The organism is Blastococcus sp. CT_GayMR20 (assembly GCF_004570345.1).
Genome location: NZ_SPQM01000008.1, coordinates 70,538 through 85,903, shown reverse-complemented (window position 1 = coordinate 85,903; position 15,366 = coordinate 70,538). Strand labels below are relative to the sequence as shown.

The following is a 15,366-nucleotide window of genomic DNA, read 5'->3' as shown; positions in this document are numbered from 1 at the left end:
CCTCGCGGGCCGGGCGTCTACCTCTTCCGCGGGCCCCGCGACGAGCCGCTGTACGTCGGCACGTCCAACGACCTGCGCAGCCGCGTGCGCAGCTACTTCTCCGCCGGGGAGCAGCGGAGCCGGATCACCGAGATGGTGGCGCTGTCCCAGCGGGTGGACGCGATCCCGTGCGCGCACGACCTCGAGGCCGCCGTCCGGGAGCTGCGGCTCATCGCCGAGCACAAGCCGCGCTACAACCGCCGGTCGCGCTTCCCCGAGCGCGCGCTGTGGATCCGGCTGACCGAGGAGCCCTTCCCCCGGCTGTCGGTCGTGCGGCGGGTCCGGCCGGGCGCCGGCGTCTTCCTCGGGCCGTTCCCCGACCGGCGCGCCGCCGACGCCGCCGCCGCCGCGGTCCACGAGTCGCTGCCACTGCGCCAGTGCACGATGCGGATCTCCGCCCGGGCACCCTCGGGCGCGGCCTGCGCGCTGGCCGGGATGGGCCGGTGCGGCGCCCCGTGCACCGGCGCCCAGTCGGCGGACGAGTACGCCGCGATCGCCGCGGTCTTCCGCGCCGCCGTCCACCACGACCCGCGCGCCCTCGTGGCACCGCTCCTGGCCCGCGTCGACCGGCTCGCGGCCGGCGAGCGGTACGAGGACGCGGCCGTGCTGCGCGACCGGGTCGCCGTCCTGGTGCGGGCGGTGCGGCGGCGGCAGCGGCTGGAGTCGCTGGCCGCCGTCCCGGAGCTGGTCATCGCCCGGCCGGACGGCGCCGACGGTTGGCACCTGTCGGTGATCCGTCGCGGCCGCCTCGTGGCGGCCGGCTGCGCGCCGGTCGGTACGTCGGTGCGCGGGATGCTGCCCGGCCTGCGCGCCACGGCCGAGACGCTGCCGGACGCCGACGGGGAGCACGCCACGTCCGTCGACGAGACGGAGCTGGTGCTCCGCTGGATGGAGAAGCCCGGGACGCGCCTGGTCGAACTGACCGGGACCCTCGCCTGCCCGGCTCCCGGCACTGGCGCGTTCAACGCCTTCCTGGCCCGCGTCGAGAGCGGGCGGGCCGGGCGGGACCCGTTCGCCGACGGCCGATCCCTCGGCACGCGCGCCCGCCCCGAGCGGGTGTCCGGGGGTGCGGGCGGGCGCCCCCAGGCCCGGCTAGCATCGCCCGCGTGATCACCGCCATCGTCATGATCGACGCGGCCACCGACGCGATCCCCGAGGTCGCCGGGGCGATCGCCGACCTCGACGGGGTCAGCGAGGTCTACTCGACCGCCGGCGAGGTGGACCTGATCGCCATCGTCCGGGTGCGGGAGTTCGAGCAGGTCGCCGAGGTGATCGCCGGCCGCATCAACAAGGTGCCGGGCGTGCTCGAGACCGAGACCCACATCGCCTTCCGCGCCTACTCCCGGCACGACCTCGAGGCGGCGTTCGCGATCGGCTTCGAGAGCGCCGACTAGCCCGACGCGGCTCGGCTGACCGCGATCCAGCGGTCGAGCAGCGCAGCCGCGCGGCCGTCGTCGATCGCGGCGGCGGCGCGGTCCATGCCCGCGCCGACGGCGTCGTGCAGCCGGGCCGCACGTTCGTCGAAGGCCGCCAGCGCGGCGCCCGCGTTCAGCACGACGGCGTCGCGAACCGCACCCTTCTCACCCGCGAGCAGCCGCCGGAACGCGTCGGCGTTGACATCGGGGGTGCCACCCCGCAGCGCGTCGGGCGCGGAGACCGGGATGCCGAGGGCACCGGGGTCCAGCCGGTCGGGGGTGACCTCGCCGTCGCGGACCACCCAGACCGAGGACGTCGTCGCCGTGGTCAGCTCGTCGAGGCCGTCGTCCCCCCGGAAGACCAGTGCCCGGGCCCCGCGTGCAGCGAGCACCGCGGCCATCACCGGCGCCATCCGGCTGTCGGCGCAACCGACGGCAGCAGCGACCGGGCGGGCGGGGTTGGTCAGCGGGCCGAGGAAGTTGAAGACGGTGGGGATGCCCATCTCCCGGCGCGGCCCGCCGGCGTGTCGCATGCCGGGGTGGAACACCGGAGCGAAGAAGAACCCGATCCCTGCCTCGTGCACGCAGCGGGCCACACCCGCGGCCGGCAGGTCGATGGTCACGCCGAGCGCCTCGAGCACGTCCGCCGCCCCGGAGGATGACGACGCGGCGCGGCCACCGTGCTTGGCGACCGGGACGCCGGCGGCGGCGGTGACCACAGCGGCCATGGTCGAGATGTTCACGGTGTGGGCGCCGTCGCCGCCGGTGCCGACGATGTCGACGCAGTCGAGCGCCAGGTCCACGGGCGTCGCCCGGGCGAGCATCTCCGCGGCGAGACCGGCGACCTCCTCGGCCGACTCCCCCTTGGCCCGCAGCGCGATCGCGAAGGCCGCGACCTGCACGGGCGTCGCCTCGCCCGTCATGACCTCGCGCATGGCCCACGAGGCCTCAGCCGCGGAGAGGTCCTGGCGGCCCAGCAGCCGGGTGAAGAGAGCCGGCCAGGTCGGACGCGCCGGCGGCGCCGCGCTCACCGGCGGAAGACGGGACGCTGCGCGTGCTGCCGCAGCAGGTCCGCGACGACTTCCGGAGCGGTGAGCGGGTCGACCGGCATCGGCAGGGTCGCCTCGGCGCGGGACCAGTGCGCGAGCCACCGGTCGGCCTGCCGCGCGATGAGCACGCAGACGGCGGGCCGGTCGGCGACCTCCTGGTCCATCTGCCGCGCCAGGGCCAGCCCGCCCATGGGCTGCGCCTCGCCGTCGAGGATGCAGAGGTCGACGCCGCCGCGGTCGACGGCCGCGATGACCTCGTCGCCCGTCACGCACTCCAGCCAGGTCAGCGGACCGACGTCGGCCGCGGGGCGACGGCCGACCGCCGTCCGCACGGCGTCGCGGGTGGCGGCCCGGTGGCTGTAGACCAGCACGGTGGCCGGGGAGGCGGCGTTGTCGGCGGCGAAACTCACGCCGGCGAGCCTAGTGCCGGCCCCGCCGATTCCCGCGCAGCCGGGTGGGGCGATAAAGAGCTGATCACTTTGCCGCCACGCCCGTCGCACCCGCAGTCGTCGCGGCCCCCTGCCGATGCCATGATGACCAACGTGACAACGGCCCCCGTCGCGAGCAGCACCTTCGACACCTCACGGGTGCACTCCCTGACCAGACCGAACATGGTCAGCGTCGGCACGATCATCTGGCTCTCCAGCGAGCTGATGTTCTTCGCCGGGCTGTTCGCCATGTACTTCACCGCGCGAGCCCGGGCCACCGACGGGTGGCCGCCGGAGCCGACCGAGCTGAACCTGCCGTACGCCCTGGTCTTCACCATCGTCCTGGTGCTGTCGTCGGTCACCTGCCAGTTCGGTGTCTTCGCGGCGGAGCAGGGCAACGTCTACGGCCTCCGGCGCTGGTTCACGATCACCTTCGTGATGGGCCTGATCTTCGTGCTCGCCCAGGCGAACGAGTACCGCGTCCTGGTCACCGACCACGACACGACCATCTCGTCGTCGACCTACGGCTCGGTCTTCTACCTCACGACGGGGTTCCACGCCCTGCACGTCATCGGCGGGCTCGTCGCGTTCATCTACCTGCTCATCCGGTCCACCATGGGCCGTTTCACGCCGGCGCAGGCGACCTCGGCGATCGTGGTCTCCTACTACTGGCACTTCGTCGACGTCGTGTGGATCGGGCTGTTCGCCACGATCTACCTGATCCGCTAGGGAACCGGTGTCCACCACGAACGCGCACTCCGACGCCCCGCTCGCCGACGGAGACCCGATGGCCGGCAACCCCGCCGTGCGGGCCCGCGCCCGCCGTCGCTCGAAGCAGCGCCGTCGGCTGGCCAACGTCGCCGGCCTGATGACCGCCCTCGTCCTCACCGGCGCGCTGTACTCGGTGTTCTCCCCCGCCCAGGCCGCCGACGAGCCGTCCGAGTCCGCGGCGGAGGCGGCCGGCCGCGAGCTGTACGAGCGGAGCTGCATCACCTGCCACGGCGAGAACCTCGAGGGCGTGCCCAACCGCGGTCCGTCGCTGATCGGCGTCGGCGAGGCGGCCGTCTACTTCCAGGTGCACACCGGTCGCATGCCGCTGGTGCGCCAGGAGGCGGACGCACCGGACAAGCCCCCGGTGTTCTCCGACGAGGAGATCGATCAGCTGATGGCCTACGTCCAGGCCAACGGCGGCGGCCCGACGCTCCCCTCCGGCGACCTGCGCGACGGGGACCTCGCCGAGGGCGGCGAGCTCTTCCGGCTCAACTGCGCCTCGTGCCACAACTTCGTCGGTGAGGGCGGCGCGCTCAGCTCGGGCAAGGCCGCCCCGTCGCTGGCCGACTCCAACGACATGGAGATCTACACCGCGATGCTGACCGGGCCGGAGAACATGCCGGTCTTCGGGGACAACCAGCTGACCCCCGAGGAGAAGCGCTCGATCATCAACTACGTCCAGACCATCCAGGGCCAGGCCGACCCGGGCGGCGCCGGCATCGGCCGCATCGGCCCCGTGGGTGAGGGTCTGGTCATCTGGGTCGTCGGCATCGGCGCCCTCATGTTCGGAATCTTCTGGATGGGGAGCAAGGCGTGAGCGAGCTCGCGAGCTCACGAATCGATGGAGCACTACTGGGCGCGCTGACGACGAGCGCCAGCGAGGAGACGGCGTGACCACGCGGGACATGCGGCCCGGCTCGACCGGCGGCGCGGACGTTCCCGGCCCGCTGTACGGGGGTCCGGACGACGACTACACGCCGGAGCAGCTCGCGGCGATGAGCCGCATCGAGCTGGACCGGCTGGGCGCGCGGTACGACGGCGTCGAGATCATGCACGTGGACCCGGGTCCCGAGCCCGGCTCGGTGCTGGAGAAGCGGGCGATCCGCCAGGTCGGCCTGGTCTTCGCCCTCGCCGGGCTCTTCGCCTTCCTCTTCGTGGTCGTCTACGTCGGTTCCGGATGGTTCCTGCCGGACTGGCACTGGGACATCACCGAGGGCGGCTGGAGCGCGCTCTTCACGCCGATGCTCGGGCTCTTCATGGGGCTGTCCCTGCTCTGCGTCGGCTTCGGACTGGTGCTCTTCACCAAGAAGCTCCTGCCGCACGAGACCGCGGTGCAGGACAAGCACGACGGGTCGCACTTCGACCGCGTGACGGCCGGCGCCACGCTCGTCGGCGGCTACCACAACAGCGGGCTCGCCCGGCGCAAGCTGATCACCCGGTCGCTGCTGCTGATGGGCGGCGGGGTCGGCCTGATGCTGATCATGCCGCTGGGTGGGCTGATCAAGAACCCCAGCAAGGGCAACCCGCTCGGCACCACCGCCTGGGCCGACGGCGTGCGCCTGGTGCGCAACGACGGCACGCCCATCCGCCCCGGCGACCAGCAGCCCGGCTCGCTGGAGACCGTCTTCCCGGCCGTGCCCGGTGGCAACCGCCAGGCCGACGCCGCGACGATGCTCATCCGGCTCCGCCCCGAGCAGCTCGAGTCCCTCCAGCCGCGCGAGGGCCACGCGGACTTCGCCTACGGCGAGTACGTCGCGTACTCCAAGATCTGCACCCACGCGGGCTGCCCCGTCTCGCTCTACGAGCAGGAGACCAGCCGGATCCTCTGCCCCTGCCACCAGTCGCAGTTCGACGTCACGCAGGGCGCGAAGCCGGTGTTCGGACCGGCCACCCGGGCGCTCCCGCAGCTGCCGATCGGTGTCGACGACGAGGGCTTCTTCATCGCACGCAGCGACTACATTGAGGCCGTAGGCCCCACCTACTGGAACCGGGAGCGCATCTGATGGCACGCACCGCCACCGCGCCGGGTGTCCCGACGACCAAGCTGGGCAAGGCGGGCTACGAGATCGACGAGCGGATGCTCGTCTCGCCGTGGCTCCGCCGCACCATGAACAAGGTCTACCCGGACCACTGGTCGTTCCTCCTCGGCGAGATCGCGCTCTACTCCTTCCTGATCCTGCTGCTGTCCGGCACCTACCTGACCTTCTTCTTCGACGCCTCCATGCGCGAGGTCGTCTACGAGGGCTCGTACGCGCCGCTGCGCGGCGTGGAGATGTCGGCCGCCTACGACTCGACGCTCAACCTGTCGTTCGACGTCCGCGGCGGGCTGTTCATGCGCCAGCTGCACCACTGGGCGGCCCTGCTGTTCGTCGCCTCGATCGTCGTGCACCTGCTGCGCATCTTCTTCACCGGCGCCTTCCGCAAGCCGCGCGAGACGAACTGGCTGATCGGCGTCGTCCTGCTGGTGCTCGCCCTGCTCGAAGGTGTCACCGGCTACTCGCTCCCCGACGACCTGCTGTCGGGTACAGGGCTCCGCATCATCAGCGCGATCCTCTTGTCGGTCCCGGTCATCGGCACCTGGGCGCACTTCGCCGTCTTCAACGGTGACTTCGTGGGCGAGCAGATCATCGGGCGCTTCTACATCGTCCACGTCCTGCTCATCCCGGCGATCCTGCTGGCCCTCATCGGGTTGCACCTGCTGATCCTGGTCAAGCAGAAGCACACCCAGTTCCCCGGCGCGGGCCGCACCGAGCACAACGTCGTCGGCAACCGGCTCTTCCCGACCTTCGCCGCGAAGGCGACCGGACTCATCTTCGTGGTGTTCGGGGTCTGTGCGGCGCTCGGTGGCCTGGTCCAGATCAACCCGGTCTGGCTCTGGGGCCCGTACAACCCGGCGCAGGTGTCCGCCGCGTCCCAGCCCGACTGGTACATCGGGTTCCTCGACGGATCGACCCGCATCTTCCCGGCCTGGGACATCAACCTGCCCGGCGACTACAACGTCCCGGCGCTGTTCTGGCCGACGGTCGTCATCGCCGGTGCGATGTTCACGGTCCTGGCGCTGTACCCCTTCATCGAGCGGAAGCTCACGAAGGACACGGCCTCGCACCACCTGCTCCAGCGGCCGCGCGACGTGCCGGTGCGGACCTCGCTCGGCGCCATGGCGCTGACCTTCTACCTCTGGCTCATGGTGGCCGGCGGCAACGACGTCATCGCCGACAAGTTCGACATCAGCCTCAACGCGATGACCTGGGTCGGTCGCATCGGCGTCATCGTCCTGCCGCCGATCGCCTACGTGATCACGTACCGCATCTGCCTGGGTCTGCAGCAGCACGACCGCGAGGTACTCGAGCACGGCATCGAGACCGGGGTCATCCGTCGGCTGCCGAGCGGTGAGTTCATCGAGGTCCACCAGCCGCTGGGCCCGGTCGACGAGCACGGGCACGGTTCCCTCGCCTACGGCGGTGCGCCGGTGCCGAAGAAGATGAACCAGGTGGGTGGCGCGCGCCGGGCCATCCGCGGGTTCTTCACGCCCATCGAGGAGCCGTCGCAGGTCGAGCTGGAGCAGCAGGCCGAGGGCCGGGGCCTGGCCGCCGGCGAGGAGAGCCGCGAGCTCACGTCGTCCGGGCGTCCGACCGAGGGCGGCCGACCGTCCGAAGGTGGCCGGCCGCAGGAGCCGCGCGACTAGAGCGCATCCGGCAGCACCAACCAGCAGGGCCCCGGTGGACTCCACCGGGGCCCTGCTGCACGTGGTGGCCCATCGAGCCCCGTTGTGCCGGCACGTGTCGCTCGCGCCGGCCGTGCCCCGTCGTCCGGACGACGGTGTGCGCGGAGAGGCAGCTCGAGGGTCCCGAGCTGCTCACCGGCGCACACTGTCGCCTGGCACTCGCCGCCACGGCGCGTCTGGAGTGCTGGTCGTGGTCCAGGGGTCCTGCAGGACTCCGAGAGCAGGAGGAACTCCCCGAGAGCGGTCCCCCGCACGGCGAAAGGGCCCCTCCCGCCGACGGCGGGAGGGGCCCTTCGGAGGCGCTCAGATCAGCTCTGCGTGGCGTTCTGCCCCGTGTAGTACTCGAACAGCAGGCCGCCGATCGTGATCAGCAGCGCGGCGCCCGCGATGAGGATCAGCCAGGAGTAGAAGAAGGCCAGCGCCAGGCCCATGAGCGCCGCGGACAGCGCCAGACCGAACGGCCAGTAGCTGCCGGGGCTGAAGAACCCGAGCTCGCCGGCACCGTCGGCGATGTCGGCGTCCTTGCGGTCCTCGGGGCGGGCGTCGATGCGGCGGGACACGAACCAGAAGAACCCGCCGATCAGCCCGGTGAGGCCGGCCGACAGCACGAGCGCCGTGGTGCCGATGGGCTCCTTGGCCCAGAAACCGTAGACGACCGCGGCGACGACGCAGAAGACCGCGATGATGTTGAAGATGATCGACTCGACCTTCACGGCCGGTCCTCCTCGTTCCTCGGAGCGTTCAGGGGCGCGACGGCGGACGACGCGGCGAGGGACTCAGCCACCGGCGGACTGCTGGTTGAGCTGCTTATTCTGCAGGTCCTCGAACGGCGTCGTGGCCGAGGAGAGTCCGGGCTGGCCGATCTCCTCGAGCGCCTCGAACGTGCCCATGCCGGACTCGCGGGCCTCGAGGTAGGCGTCGTAGTCGTCGCCGGACACCGCACGGACCTCGAAGTTCATGTACGCGTGGTACGTGCCGCACAGCTCGGCGCAGCGGCCGACGTAGGCGCCCTCCTCGCGGACGGTCACTTCGAAGACGTTGTCGCGGCCGTTCTCGTTGCCGGGGATGACGTCGAGCTTGAAGAGGAACTCCGGCACCCAGAACGAGTGGATGACGTCGGCCGAGGCGACTTCGAAGCGGATGGTCCGGTCGGTGGGCAGAACCAGGATCGGGATCTCGGAACTGGTGCCCACCGTGCTGACGGGCAGGCCGTCCTCACCCTCGGTCTCCGGGTAGACGAACTGCCAGTTCCACTTGAACGCGTTGACGGCGATCGTCTCGTCGGGGGTGTCGCTGCGCTCCTGCACCCGGTTCTGCACGACCACGGTGAAGAAGAACAGGCCGGCGATGATGAGGAACGGGACGATCGTGTAGACGATCTCCAGCGGCAGGTTGTAGGCCGTCTGCTTCGGCAGCTCGTCGCCACGCTTCCGGTGCCGGACGACCGACCAGAGGATCAGGCCCCAGACGCCGAACCCGACGAGCAGGGCCGCGATGACCGAGCCGGTCCACAGCTCCCGCATGTCGGCGGCCTCGTCGGTGATGCCGTCCGGCCACCCGAACCGCCAGAACTCGTTGTTGGGCATGCTGCACCCGCTGAGGGTCAGCGCCCCCAGGACACCGAGCGCGGCCAGCCGCGCGAGCCTGCTGCCTCGAGCCACTGCTCGCTGCCTCCTCGTCCTCCGCCGCGGTGCCCCGGGCGGTTCCCCAGCGGGATCGTCCGACCGCTTCCGGCAGACGGCATCCACGCCGATCACAGTGTGGGGCGAGACTAGCCGACTCCGCACGGCGGCTGACCACCGGAGACACCGGACCGGCGGGTCGCCGCCGCCACCCTTCCCGGACGCCCCGACGGGCGCGCGCACGCACCGAGCCCGACCGGTGCCCGACGCCCGGCGGTTACAGTCAGGAGCGTGTTCTCCCGGCTGCTGACCCCCAAGTGGCTGCTCCTGCACCTCCTCGTCGCGGCCCTGTTCGTGGCCACCTTCTTCCTCGGCTACTGGCAGCTGTCCAAGGCCGAGGCCGGCGGTGGGGCGGTGAACTGGAGCTACGCGCTGCAGTGGCCGCTCTACGGCTTCATGGGCCTGTGGTTCTACCTCCGCATGGTCCGCATCGAGCTGCACCGCGACCCGGACGACGGCGCGCCGGGCAAGGACGTCGTCCTCTACCAGCGCCCGCGCATCGACACGTCAGGAGACCCCGAGCTGGCCGCCTACAACGCCTACCTCGCCGAGCTCAACGAGAAGGCCCTCGGCCAGCGGGGCGCCCGCAATGGCTGACCGCACCGCTCCGGCCCGCGACTCCGAGCAGGCGATCACCGCGGCACTGGGCCGCTACCGCGTCATGGCCAACGTCGTCGGCGTCCTGCTGATCCTGCTGGTGGTGGTCGCCGTCCCCTTGAAGTACTTCGCGGACATGCCCACCGCGGTGACGGTGCTCGGCACCGCGCACGGCTGGCTGTACGCGCTCTTCTTCCTGTCGGCCGTCGACCTCGCGCTGCGCGCCCGGTGGAGCCTCAAGGGCACGGTGCTCACCGTGCTGGCCGGCACCGTCCCCTTCCTGTCCTTCCTCGCCGAGCACACGGTCACCCGCAAGATGCGTGCCGGCGAGCGCGTGTGACGCGCTGCCCTCCCCCCTCCTGAACCCCTCCCCACTCCCGAGGACCTGCGCCTGATGTGTGGCCTGCTCGCCTACTTCTCGACCGACGCCGACCGGGTGGACGACGCCACGGTGACCGGGGTCAAGGAGGCGCAGCACTGCATGCGCCACCGGGGCCCCGACGAGAACGAGGCCTGGTGGGACGACCGGGCGGTGTTCGGCTTCAACCGGCTGTCCTTCATCGACATCGAGCACAGCCACCAGCCGATGCCCTACGCCGACGGCCGCTACCGGATCGTCTTCAACGGCGAGATCTACAACTACCTGGAGCTGCGGGCCGAGCTCGCCGCCGAGGGGGCGACCTTCGCCACGGAGGGCGACACCGAGGCGATCGTCGCCGGGTACCACCACTGGGGTGAGGACGTCGTCCAGCGGCTGCGGGGCATGTTCGCCTTCCTGATCTGGGACACGCAGCAGCACACGGTGTTCGGCGCCCGCGACCCGTTCGGGATCAAGCCGCTGTTCACCGCCCGCCTCGCCGACGGCGGGCTGGTCTTCAGCTCGGAGAAGAAGGCCGTGCTGGAGATGCTGGGCGGCAGCAAGGCCGCCGGCGGCGTCGACCCGGCGTCCCTGCAGCACTACCTGACGCTGCAGTACGTCCCGGAGCCGGCGACCCTGCACCGCGGCATCCGCCGGATCGAGAGCGGCACGAGCTTCACCGTCGTCGGCGGCGAGTTGTCGACGAAGCGCTACTTCCACCCCTCGTTCCCGATCCGGCCGGTCGCGAAGAACGAGGAGCAGGCCCTCTACGACCGCATCGCAGACGTCCTCGACGACTCGGTGCGGATGCACATGCGGGCCGACGTCACGGTGGGGTCGTTCCTGTCCGGCGGTATCGACTCCACGGCCATCGCCGCCCTGGCCAAGCGGTACAACCCGAACCTGCTCACCTTCACGACCGGCTTCGAGCGCGAGGGCTTCTCCGAGATCGACGTGGCCGCGGAGTCCGCGGCCGCCATCGGCGTCGAGCACATCACCAAGGTGGTGACTCCCCAGGAGTTCGCCGACTCGATCCCGCTGGTCGTCTGGTACCTCGACGACCCGGTCGCCGACCCGGCCCTCGTGCCGCTGTACTTCATCGCCCGCGAGGCCCGCAAGCACGTCAAGGTCGTGCTCTCCGGCGAGGGCGCCGACGAGCTGTTCGGCGGCTACAACATCTACCGCGAGCCGCTGTCGCTGGCTGCCTTCGAGAAGCTGCCCACGGGCATCCGCCGCGCGCTCGGCCGGATCTCGACGAGGCTGCCCGACGGCATGCGCGGCAAGGACCTCCTGCGCCGGGGCGCCATCCCGCTGGAGGAGCGCTACTACGGCAACGCCCGGCTGTTCCGGGACGACGAACTGGGCTTCCTCCGCACCCACGACGCCGACCAGTCGCACGTGACGGTCACCCGCGAGCTGTACGAGCGCACCCGGGCGGCCGGCTACGACGACGTCACCGCCATGCAGTACGTGGACCTGTTCACCTGGCTGCGCGGCGACATCCTGGTCAAGGCCGACAAGATGACGATGGCCAACTCGCTGGAGCTGCGGGTGCCGTTCCTCGACCCCGAGGTCTTCACGGTCGCCAGCACGCTGCCGGTCGACCAGCGGGTGACCAAGGAGACGACGAAGTACGCGCTGCGGCGGGCCCTGGAGCAGATCGTGCCGCCGCACGTGCTCAACCGCCGCAAGCTGGGCTTCCCGGTGCCGACCCGCTACTGGCTGGCCGAGCCGCTGCACGACTGGGCGCGGCAGATCATCGAGGAGAGCCTGACCGACGAGTGGCTGGACAAGCAGCAGGTCCTGGCGATGCTCATCGCCCACCGGGACAACCAGCGCAGCGGCTCGCCGGTCGACTACTCGCGCAAGCTGTGGACGCTGCTGGTGTTCATGGTCTGGCACGGCATCTTCGTGGAGGAGCGCATCACGCCCGAGGTGCCGGAGACCGTCTATCCGGTGCGGCTCTGACCGCAGTACCAGTGAGGCCCGGAATCGCAGCGATTCCGGGCCTCAGCGGTTCAACGCTCGACGAGCGAGCGGCGGCTCAGCTGAACGAGTCCCCGCAGGCGCAGGAGCTGCCGGCGTTGGGGTTGTCGATCGTGAAGCCCTGCTTCTCGATCGTGTCGACGAAGTCGATGACCGCGCCGCCCAGGTACGGGCCGCTCATCCGGTCGACGATGACCTCGACGCCGCCGAACTCGTAGGTCTGGTCGCCGTCGAGGAACCGCTCGTCGAAGAAGAGCTGGTACCGCAGCCCGGAACAGCCGCCCGGCTGGACCGCGATGCGCAGTCGGAGGTCGTCACGGCCCTCCTGGTCCAGCAGGGCCTTGACCTTCGAGGCCGCCGGGTCGCTGAGCACGACGCCGGTGACGCTGGGGGCCCCGCCGTCGAGGGTCGTGGTGTCCTGCACCGACATGTGTGTCCTCCCAATCCGAGAGTGCCCGCTACGGCACGTACTGCAGGCAGCAACACCGCAGCGGCGCATGCTCTTCCCTGCTGCACCCACTGTACGGCGCCAGAGGGAAGTTCCCGGGTCTCCTTCCCCACACACGTAGACTTCGAGCTCGTGAAGCTCCGCCTGCCCGGCCGCCGTGACCGCGCCGAGACGACCGTCGACACCGCCTCGGGCGCCTCCGCGGACCTGACCGAGCAGCTCGTGCGGGCATCGGGCAAGGGCCGTCCCACACCCAAGCGCAGCGAGGCCCAGGGACGCCGTGCCGGCCCGCCGCCGCCCCCTCCCACCACCCGGAAGGAGGCATACAAGCGCATGCGCCAGACGCAGGCCGCCCGGCGTGCGGAGACCCGGCAGGGCGCCGCGCGTGGCGACGACGCCTACCTGCCGGCGCGCGACCGCGGCCCCGAGCGCAAGCTCGTGCGGGACCTGGTCGACTCGCGCCGCAACATCGGCAGCTTCTTCCTGGCCATCGCCGGCGTCGCGCTGATCGGCACGATCGTGCCCAGCCTGGTGGTCCGCAACTACGCGAGCTTCCTGCTCTTCGGCTTCTTCCTGCTGCTGATCGTCGACTCGGTCGTCCTCAGCCGGAAGATCAAGCGCGCGATCGCCGAGCGCCACCCGGCGACGACGAAGACCCGCGGCCTCGTCTGGTACGGCATCAGCCGCGCCACGATGATCCGCCGCTGGCGCTTCCCGAAGCCCGACGTCCCCCTGGGCGCCCAGGTCTGAACCGGCTCTCCTGCAGGGGCCCGCCGCGAGCTTGCGAGCGGTGGGGGCAGGAGGTCCTTCTACTAACGTCGCGCCTCGTGGAATTCAGACGCCTCGGCCGCTCCGGCCTGACCATCTCCGCGATCGCCTACGGCAACTGGCTCACCCACGGGAGCCAGGTCGAGGAGGACGCCGCGCTGGCCTGCGTGAGCGCCGCCCTCGACGCCGGCATCACCACCTTCGACACCGCCGACGTCTACGCCGGCACCAAGGCCGAGTCCGTGCTCGGCCGCGCGCTGGCCGGCCGGCGCCGCTCGTCCTACGAGCTCTTCACCAAGGTCTACTGGCCGACCGGCCGCGGCCGGAACGACCGGGGACTCGGCCGGAAGCACATCATCGAGAGCTGCCACGCCTCGCTGGAACGGCTGCAGACCGACTACGTCGACCTCTACCAGGCCCACCGCTACGACACGACGGTGCCGCTCGAGGAGACGATGACCGCCTTCGCCGACCTCGTGCGCGCCGGCAAGGCCCTGTACATCGGCGTCAGCGAGTGGAACGCCGAGCAGATCGCCGCCGGCGCCGCACTGGCGCGGGAGCTGGACATCCAGCTGATCAGCAACCAGCCGCAGTACTCGATGCTGTGGCGGGTCATCGAGGCCGAGGTCGTACCGACCTCGGAGAAGGAGGGGATCTCCCAGATCGTCTGGTCGCCGCTGGCCCAGGGCATCCTCACCGGCAAGTACCGGCCCGGCGAGCAGCCTCCCGCCGACAGCCGCGCAGGCCACGCCGAGGCGGGTCAGTCGATGCGCGGCTTCCTCACCGAGGAGATCCTCGGCCGGGTGCAGCAGCTGCGGCCGATCGCCGACGACCTCGGTCTGTCGATGGCGCAGCTGGCGATCGCGTGGGTGCTGCAGAACCAGAACGTCGCGGCGGCGATCATCGGGGCGTCCCGGCCCGAGCAGGTCCACGACAACGTGAAGGCCGCCGGGGTGCGGCTCGACCCCGCCGTCCTGGAGCGGATCGACGCCGCCCTCGGCGACGTCGTCGAGCGTGACCCGACGAAGACCGCCCGGGGATGAATTCTGCCGTCCGGGCCCGGCGCCGGGCCCGGACGGCGGCCTTCAGGGGGCGGCCAGCCCCATGGGGCCGTAGACCTCGTCGTCGCCGTCGAACAGCGTGACCGTGGCGACGCCCTGGTCGAGGAGCTCCCGCCAGTTCTCCCCCAGCCACGACTCGGCGTCGCCCTGGTTGTCCGTCTCCGGCACCTCCACCCCCAGCGAGGCGGGGTCGACGGCCGAACCGGTCGGGTCCTCGAGGCGCCAGTGCCAGCTCATGGCAGCAGGCTAGTGACCGACGCCTCCCGGGATGGAACGGGGAGGAGCGGATTACCCCTGATCACCGGCGGGCATGGTCCTCCATCGACCCGCCCACCCGGAGGACCGATGACCGCAGCCACTCCCCCGTCCGCTCCTGAGCGCCCCGGGGCGTCCCGGTGACGGGTGCGAGGGACCCGGAGGAGATCCAGGCAGAGATCGAGGCCACCCGCGCCAAGCTGAGCCGCACCGTCGACGAGCTCAGCGCACGGCTGGACGTCCCCTCCCGGGCCAGGGAGCGGGCCTACCGGGTCCGGGACACCGCGGTCGAGACCTACCGGGAGAGCCCGCCGGCGGTGATCGGCGCGGCGGTTGCACTGGTGGGACTGGTGGCCGGAGTGGTGATCTTGCGACGGAAGCGCGCTGAACGGCGCGCCCACACGAGGAGGAAGCGTTGAGCAAGGCAGCGAAGAAGGCCAAGGGAGCCAAGCTGGCCTATCGGCCGATCGGCCTGATCGCCGGCATCCTGGCCGGAACCCTGTCCGGGATCGTCTTCAAGCAGGTCTGGAAGGCCGTCGCGAACGAGGACGACGCCCCGAGCGCCCTCCAGAGCGAGTACTCGATGAAGGAGGTCGTGCTCGCCGCGGCCATCCAGGGCGCGATCTTCGCCGCCACCAAGGCCGCCATCGACCGGGCGGGTGCCCGCGGCTTCAAGCAGCTCACGGGCGCGTGGCCGGGCGACTGAAGCCACTCGAGGCGGCCCGGGAGACCGCAGGCCGGCTCCAGGTACGACCACCGGCCGCGAGACGGCCCAGCACGCAGGG

The 15,366-nt window shown here is 71.3% G+C and carries 19 protein-coding genes; 13 read left to right on the top strand and 6 right to left on the bottom strand.

Annotated elements, in window-relative coordinates; genetic code table 11:
* Together E4P40_RS04020 and E4P40_RS04015 are read left to right on the top strand one after the other, a co-directional pair.
* On the top strand, positions 1-1,149 hold a 1,149-nt coding region (locus E4P40_RS04020; protein WP_135157541.1), incomplete at its 5' end, for a DEDD exonuclease domain-containing protein.
* A complete protein-coding gene (locus E4P40_RS04015) occupies positions 1,146-1,433 on the top strand; it encodes an Lrp/AsnC ligand binding domain-containing protein (protein WP_135157539.1) in 288 nt (95 codons plus the stop codon). The genes E4P40_RS04020 and E4P40_RS04015, both read left to right, overlap by 4 nt.
* On the opposite strand, the gene trpD is transcribed toward E4P40_RS04015, so the two are convergent.
* A complete protein-coding gene (gene trpD, locus E4P40_RS04010) occupies positions 1,430-2,485 on the bottom strand; it encodes an anthranilate phosphoribosyltransferase (RefSeq protein ID WP_135157537.1) in 1,056 nt (351 codons plus the stop codon). The two genes, E4P40_RS04015 and trpD, sit on opposite strands and share 4 nt — an antisense overlap.
* Entirely contained in the window at positions 2,482-2,913 is a 432-nt protein-coding gene (locus E4P40_RS04005) for a hypothetical protein (protein ID WP_135157535.1), read from the bottom strand. The genes trpD and E4P40_RS04005 overlap by 4 nt, the downstream gene beginning before the upstream one ends.
* Before the next feature lie 123 nt (positions 2,914-3,036).
* Here E4P40_RS04005 and E4P40_RS04000 point away from each other — a divergent pair, with 123 nt between their 5' ends.
* The 4 genes from E4P40_RS04000 to E4P40_RS03985 all read left to right on the top strand — a co-directional run bounded on the left by E4P40_RS04000 (position 3,037) and on the right by E4P40_RS03985 (position 7,387).
* Complete coding sequence (locus tag E4P40_RS04000; protein WP_209305182.1) at positions 3,037-3,660, top strand: heme-copper oxidase subunit III; 624 nt, start codon at positions 3,037-3,039, stop codon at positions 3,658-3,660.
* A gap of 7 nt (positions 3,661-3,667) precedes the next feature.
* Entirely contained in the window at positions 3,668-4,519 is an 852-nt protein-coding gene (locus E4P40_RS29285) for a cytochrome c (protein ID WP_280790572.1), read from the top strand.
* A gap of 73 nt (positions 4,520-4,592) precedes the next feature.
* Positions 4,593-5,705, top strand: a complete 1,113-nt coding sequence (locus tag E4P40_RS03990) for a Rieske 2Fe-2S domain-containing protein (protein WP_209305181.1) — start codon at positions 4,593-4,595, stop codon at positions 5,703-5,705.
* Positions 5,705-7,387: a cytochrome bc complex cytochrome b subunit gene (locus E4P40_RS03985; protein WP_135157533.1), complete on the top strand. Its 1,683-nt coding sequence runs from the start codon at positions 5,705-5,707 to the stop codon at positions 7,385-7,387. The genes E4P40_RS03990 and E4P40_RS03985 overlap by 1 nt, the downstream gene beginning before the upstream one ends.
* Positions 7,388-7,734: 347 nt before the next feature.
* Here the strand turns inward: E4P40_RS03985 and E4P40_RS03980 are convergent, their stop codons facing one another.
* Together E4P40_RS03980 and coxB are read right to left on the bottom strand one after the other, a co-directional pair.
* Positions 7,735-8,139: a cytochrome c oxidase subunit 4 gene (locus E4P40_RS03980; RefSeq protein WP_135157531.1), complete on the bottom strand. Its 405-nt coding sequence runs from the start codon at positions 8,137-8,139 to the stop codon at positions 7,735-7,737.
* Between the two features lie 63 nt (positions 8,140-8,202).
* Positions 8,203-9,087, bottom strand: coding sequence for a cytochrome c oxidase subunit II (gene coxB / locus E4P40_RS03975; RefSeq protein WP_135157529.1), 885 nt, complete (start codon positions 9,085-9,087; stop codon positions 8,203-8,205).
* 252 nt (positions 9,088-9,339) lie between these two features.
* Here coxB and E4P40_RS03970 point away from each other — a divergent pair, with 252 nt between their 5' ends.
* From E4P40_RS03970 to asnB, 3 genes are read left to right on the top strand one after another with little or no spacing between them, the layout of a single operon-like run.
* The gene (locus E4P40_RS03970; protein ID WP_135157527.1) at positions 9,340-9,705 is read left to right on the top strand and encodes a metalloprotease; all 366 of its coding nucleotides are present in this window, start codon (positions 9,340-9,342) and stop codon (positions 9,703-9,705) included.
* On the top strand, positions 9,698-10,045 hold the full coding sequence (locus E4P40_RS03965) for a DUF3817 domain-containing protein (protein WP_135157525.1): 348 nt from the start codon (positions 9,698-9,700) through the stop codon (positions 10,043-10,045). Before E4P40_RS03970 ends, E4P40_RS03965 begins: the two co-directional genes overlap by 8 nt.
* 54 nt (positions 10,046-10,099) lie before the next feature.
* A complete protein-coding gene (asnB, locus tag E4P40_RS03960) occupies positions 10,100-12,031 on the top strand; it encodes an asparagine synthase (glutamine-hydrolyzing) (protein ID WP_135157523.1) in 1,932 nt (643 codons plus the stop codon).
* Positions 12,032-12,107: 76 nt separating this feature from the next.
* Here asnB and E4P40_RS03955 read toward each other — a convergent pair whose 3' ends face one another.
* Positions 12,108-12,479 (bottom strand): iron-sulfur cluster assembly accessory protein, encoded by a 372-nt coding sequence (locus tag E4P40_RS03955; protein WP_135157521.1) that lies wholly within the window; start codon positions 12,477-12,479, stop codon positions 12,108-12,110.
* Between the two features lie 150 nt (positions 12,480-12,629).
* On the opposite strand from E4P40_RS03955, the gene E4P40_RS03950 reads away from it, so the two are divergent.
* Together E4P40_RS03950 and E4P40_RS03945 are read left to right on the top strand one after the other, a co-directional pair.
* Positions 12,630-13,247: a DUF3043 domain-containing protein gene (locus E4P40_RS03950; protein ID WP_135157519.1), complete on the top strand. Its 618-nt coding sequence runs from the start codon at positions 12,630-12,632 to the stop codon at positions 13,245-13,247.
* 77 nt (positions 13,248-13,324) lie between these two features.
* Positions 13,325-14,308 carry an aldo/keto reductase family protein gene (locus E4P40_RS03945; RefSeq protein WP_135157517.1) on the top strand — a complete coding sequence of 328 codons (984 nt, stop codon included), beginning with the start codon at positions 13,325-13,327 and terminating at the stop codon, positions 14,306-14,308.
* A gap of 42 nt (positions 14,309-14,350) precedes the next feature.
* On the opposite strand, the gene E4P40_RS03940 is transcribed toward E4P40_RS03945, so the two are convergent.
* Positions 14,351-14,563: a hypothetical protein gene (locus tag E4P40_RS03940; RefSeq protein ID WP_135157515.1), complete on the bottom strand. Its 213-nt coding sequence runs from the start codon at positions 14,561-14,563 to the stop codon at positions 14,351-14,353.
* Between the two features lie 158 nt (positions 14,564-14,721).
* Here E4P40_RS03940 and E4P40_RS03935 point away from each other — a divergent pair, with 158 nt between their 5' ends.
* The gene (locus tag E4P40_RS03935) at positions 14,722-15,000 is read left to right on the top strand and encodes a DUF3618 domain-containing protein (RefSeq protein WP_135157513.1); all 279 of its coding nucleotides are present in this window, start codon (positions 14,722-14,724) and stop codon (positions 14,998-15,000) included.
* Positions 14,997-15,287 carry a DUF4235 domain-containing protein gene (locus E4P40_RS03930; RefSeq protein ID WP_135157511.1) on the top strand — a complete coding sequence of 97 codons (291 nt, stop codon included), beginning with the start codon at positions 14,997-14,999 and terminating at the stop codon, positions 15,285-15,287. The genes E4P40_RS03935 and E4P40_RS03930 overlap by 4 nt, the downstream gene beginning before the upstream one ends.
* Positions 15,288-15,366: the final 79 nt, after the last annotated feature.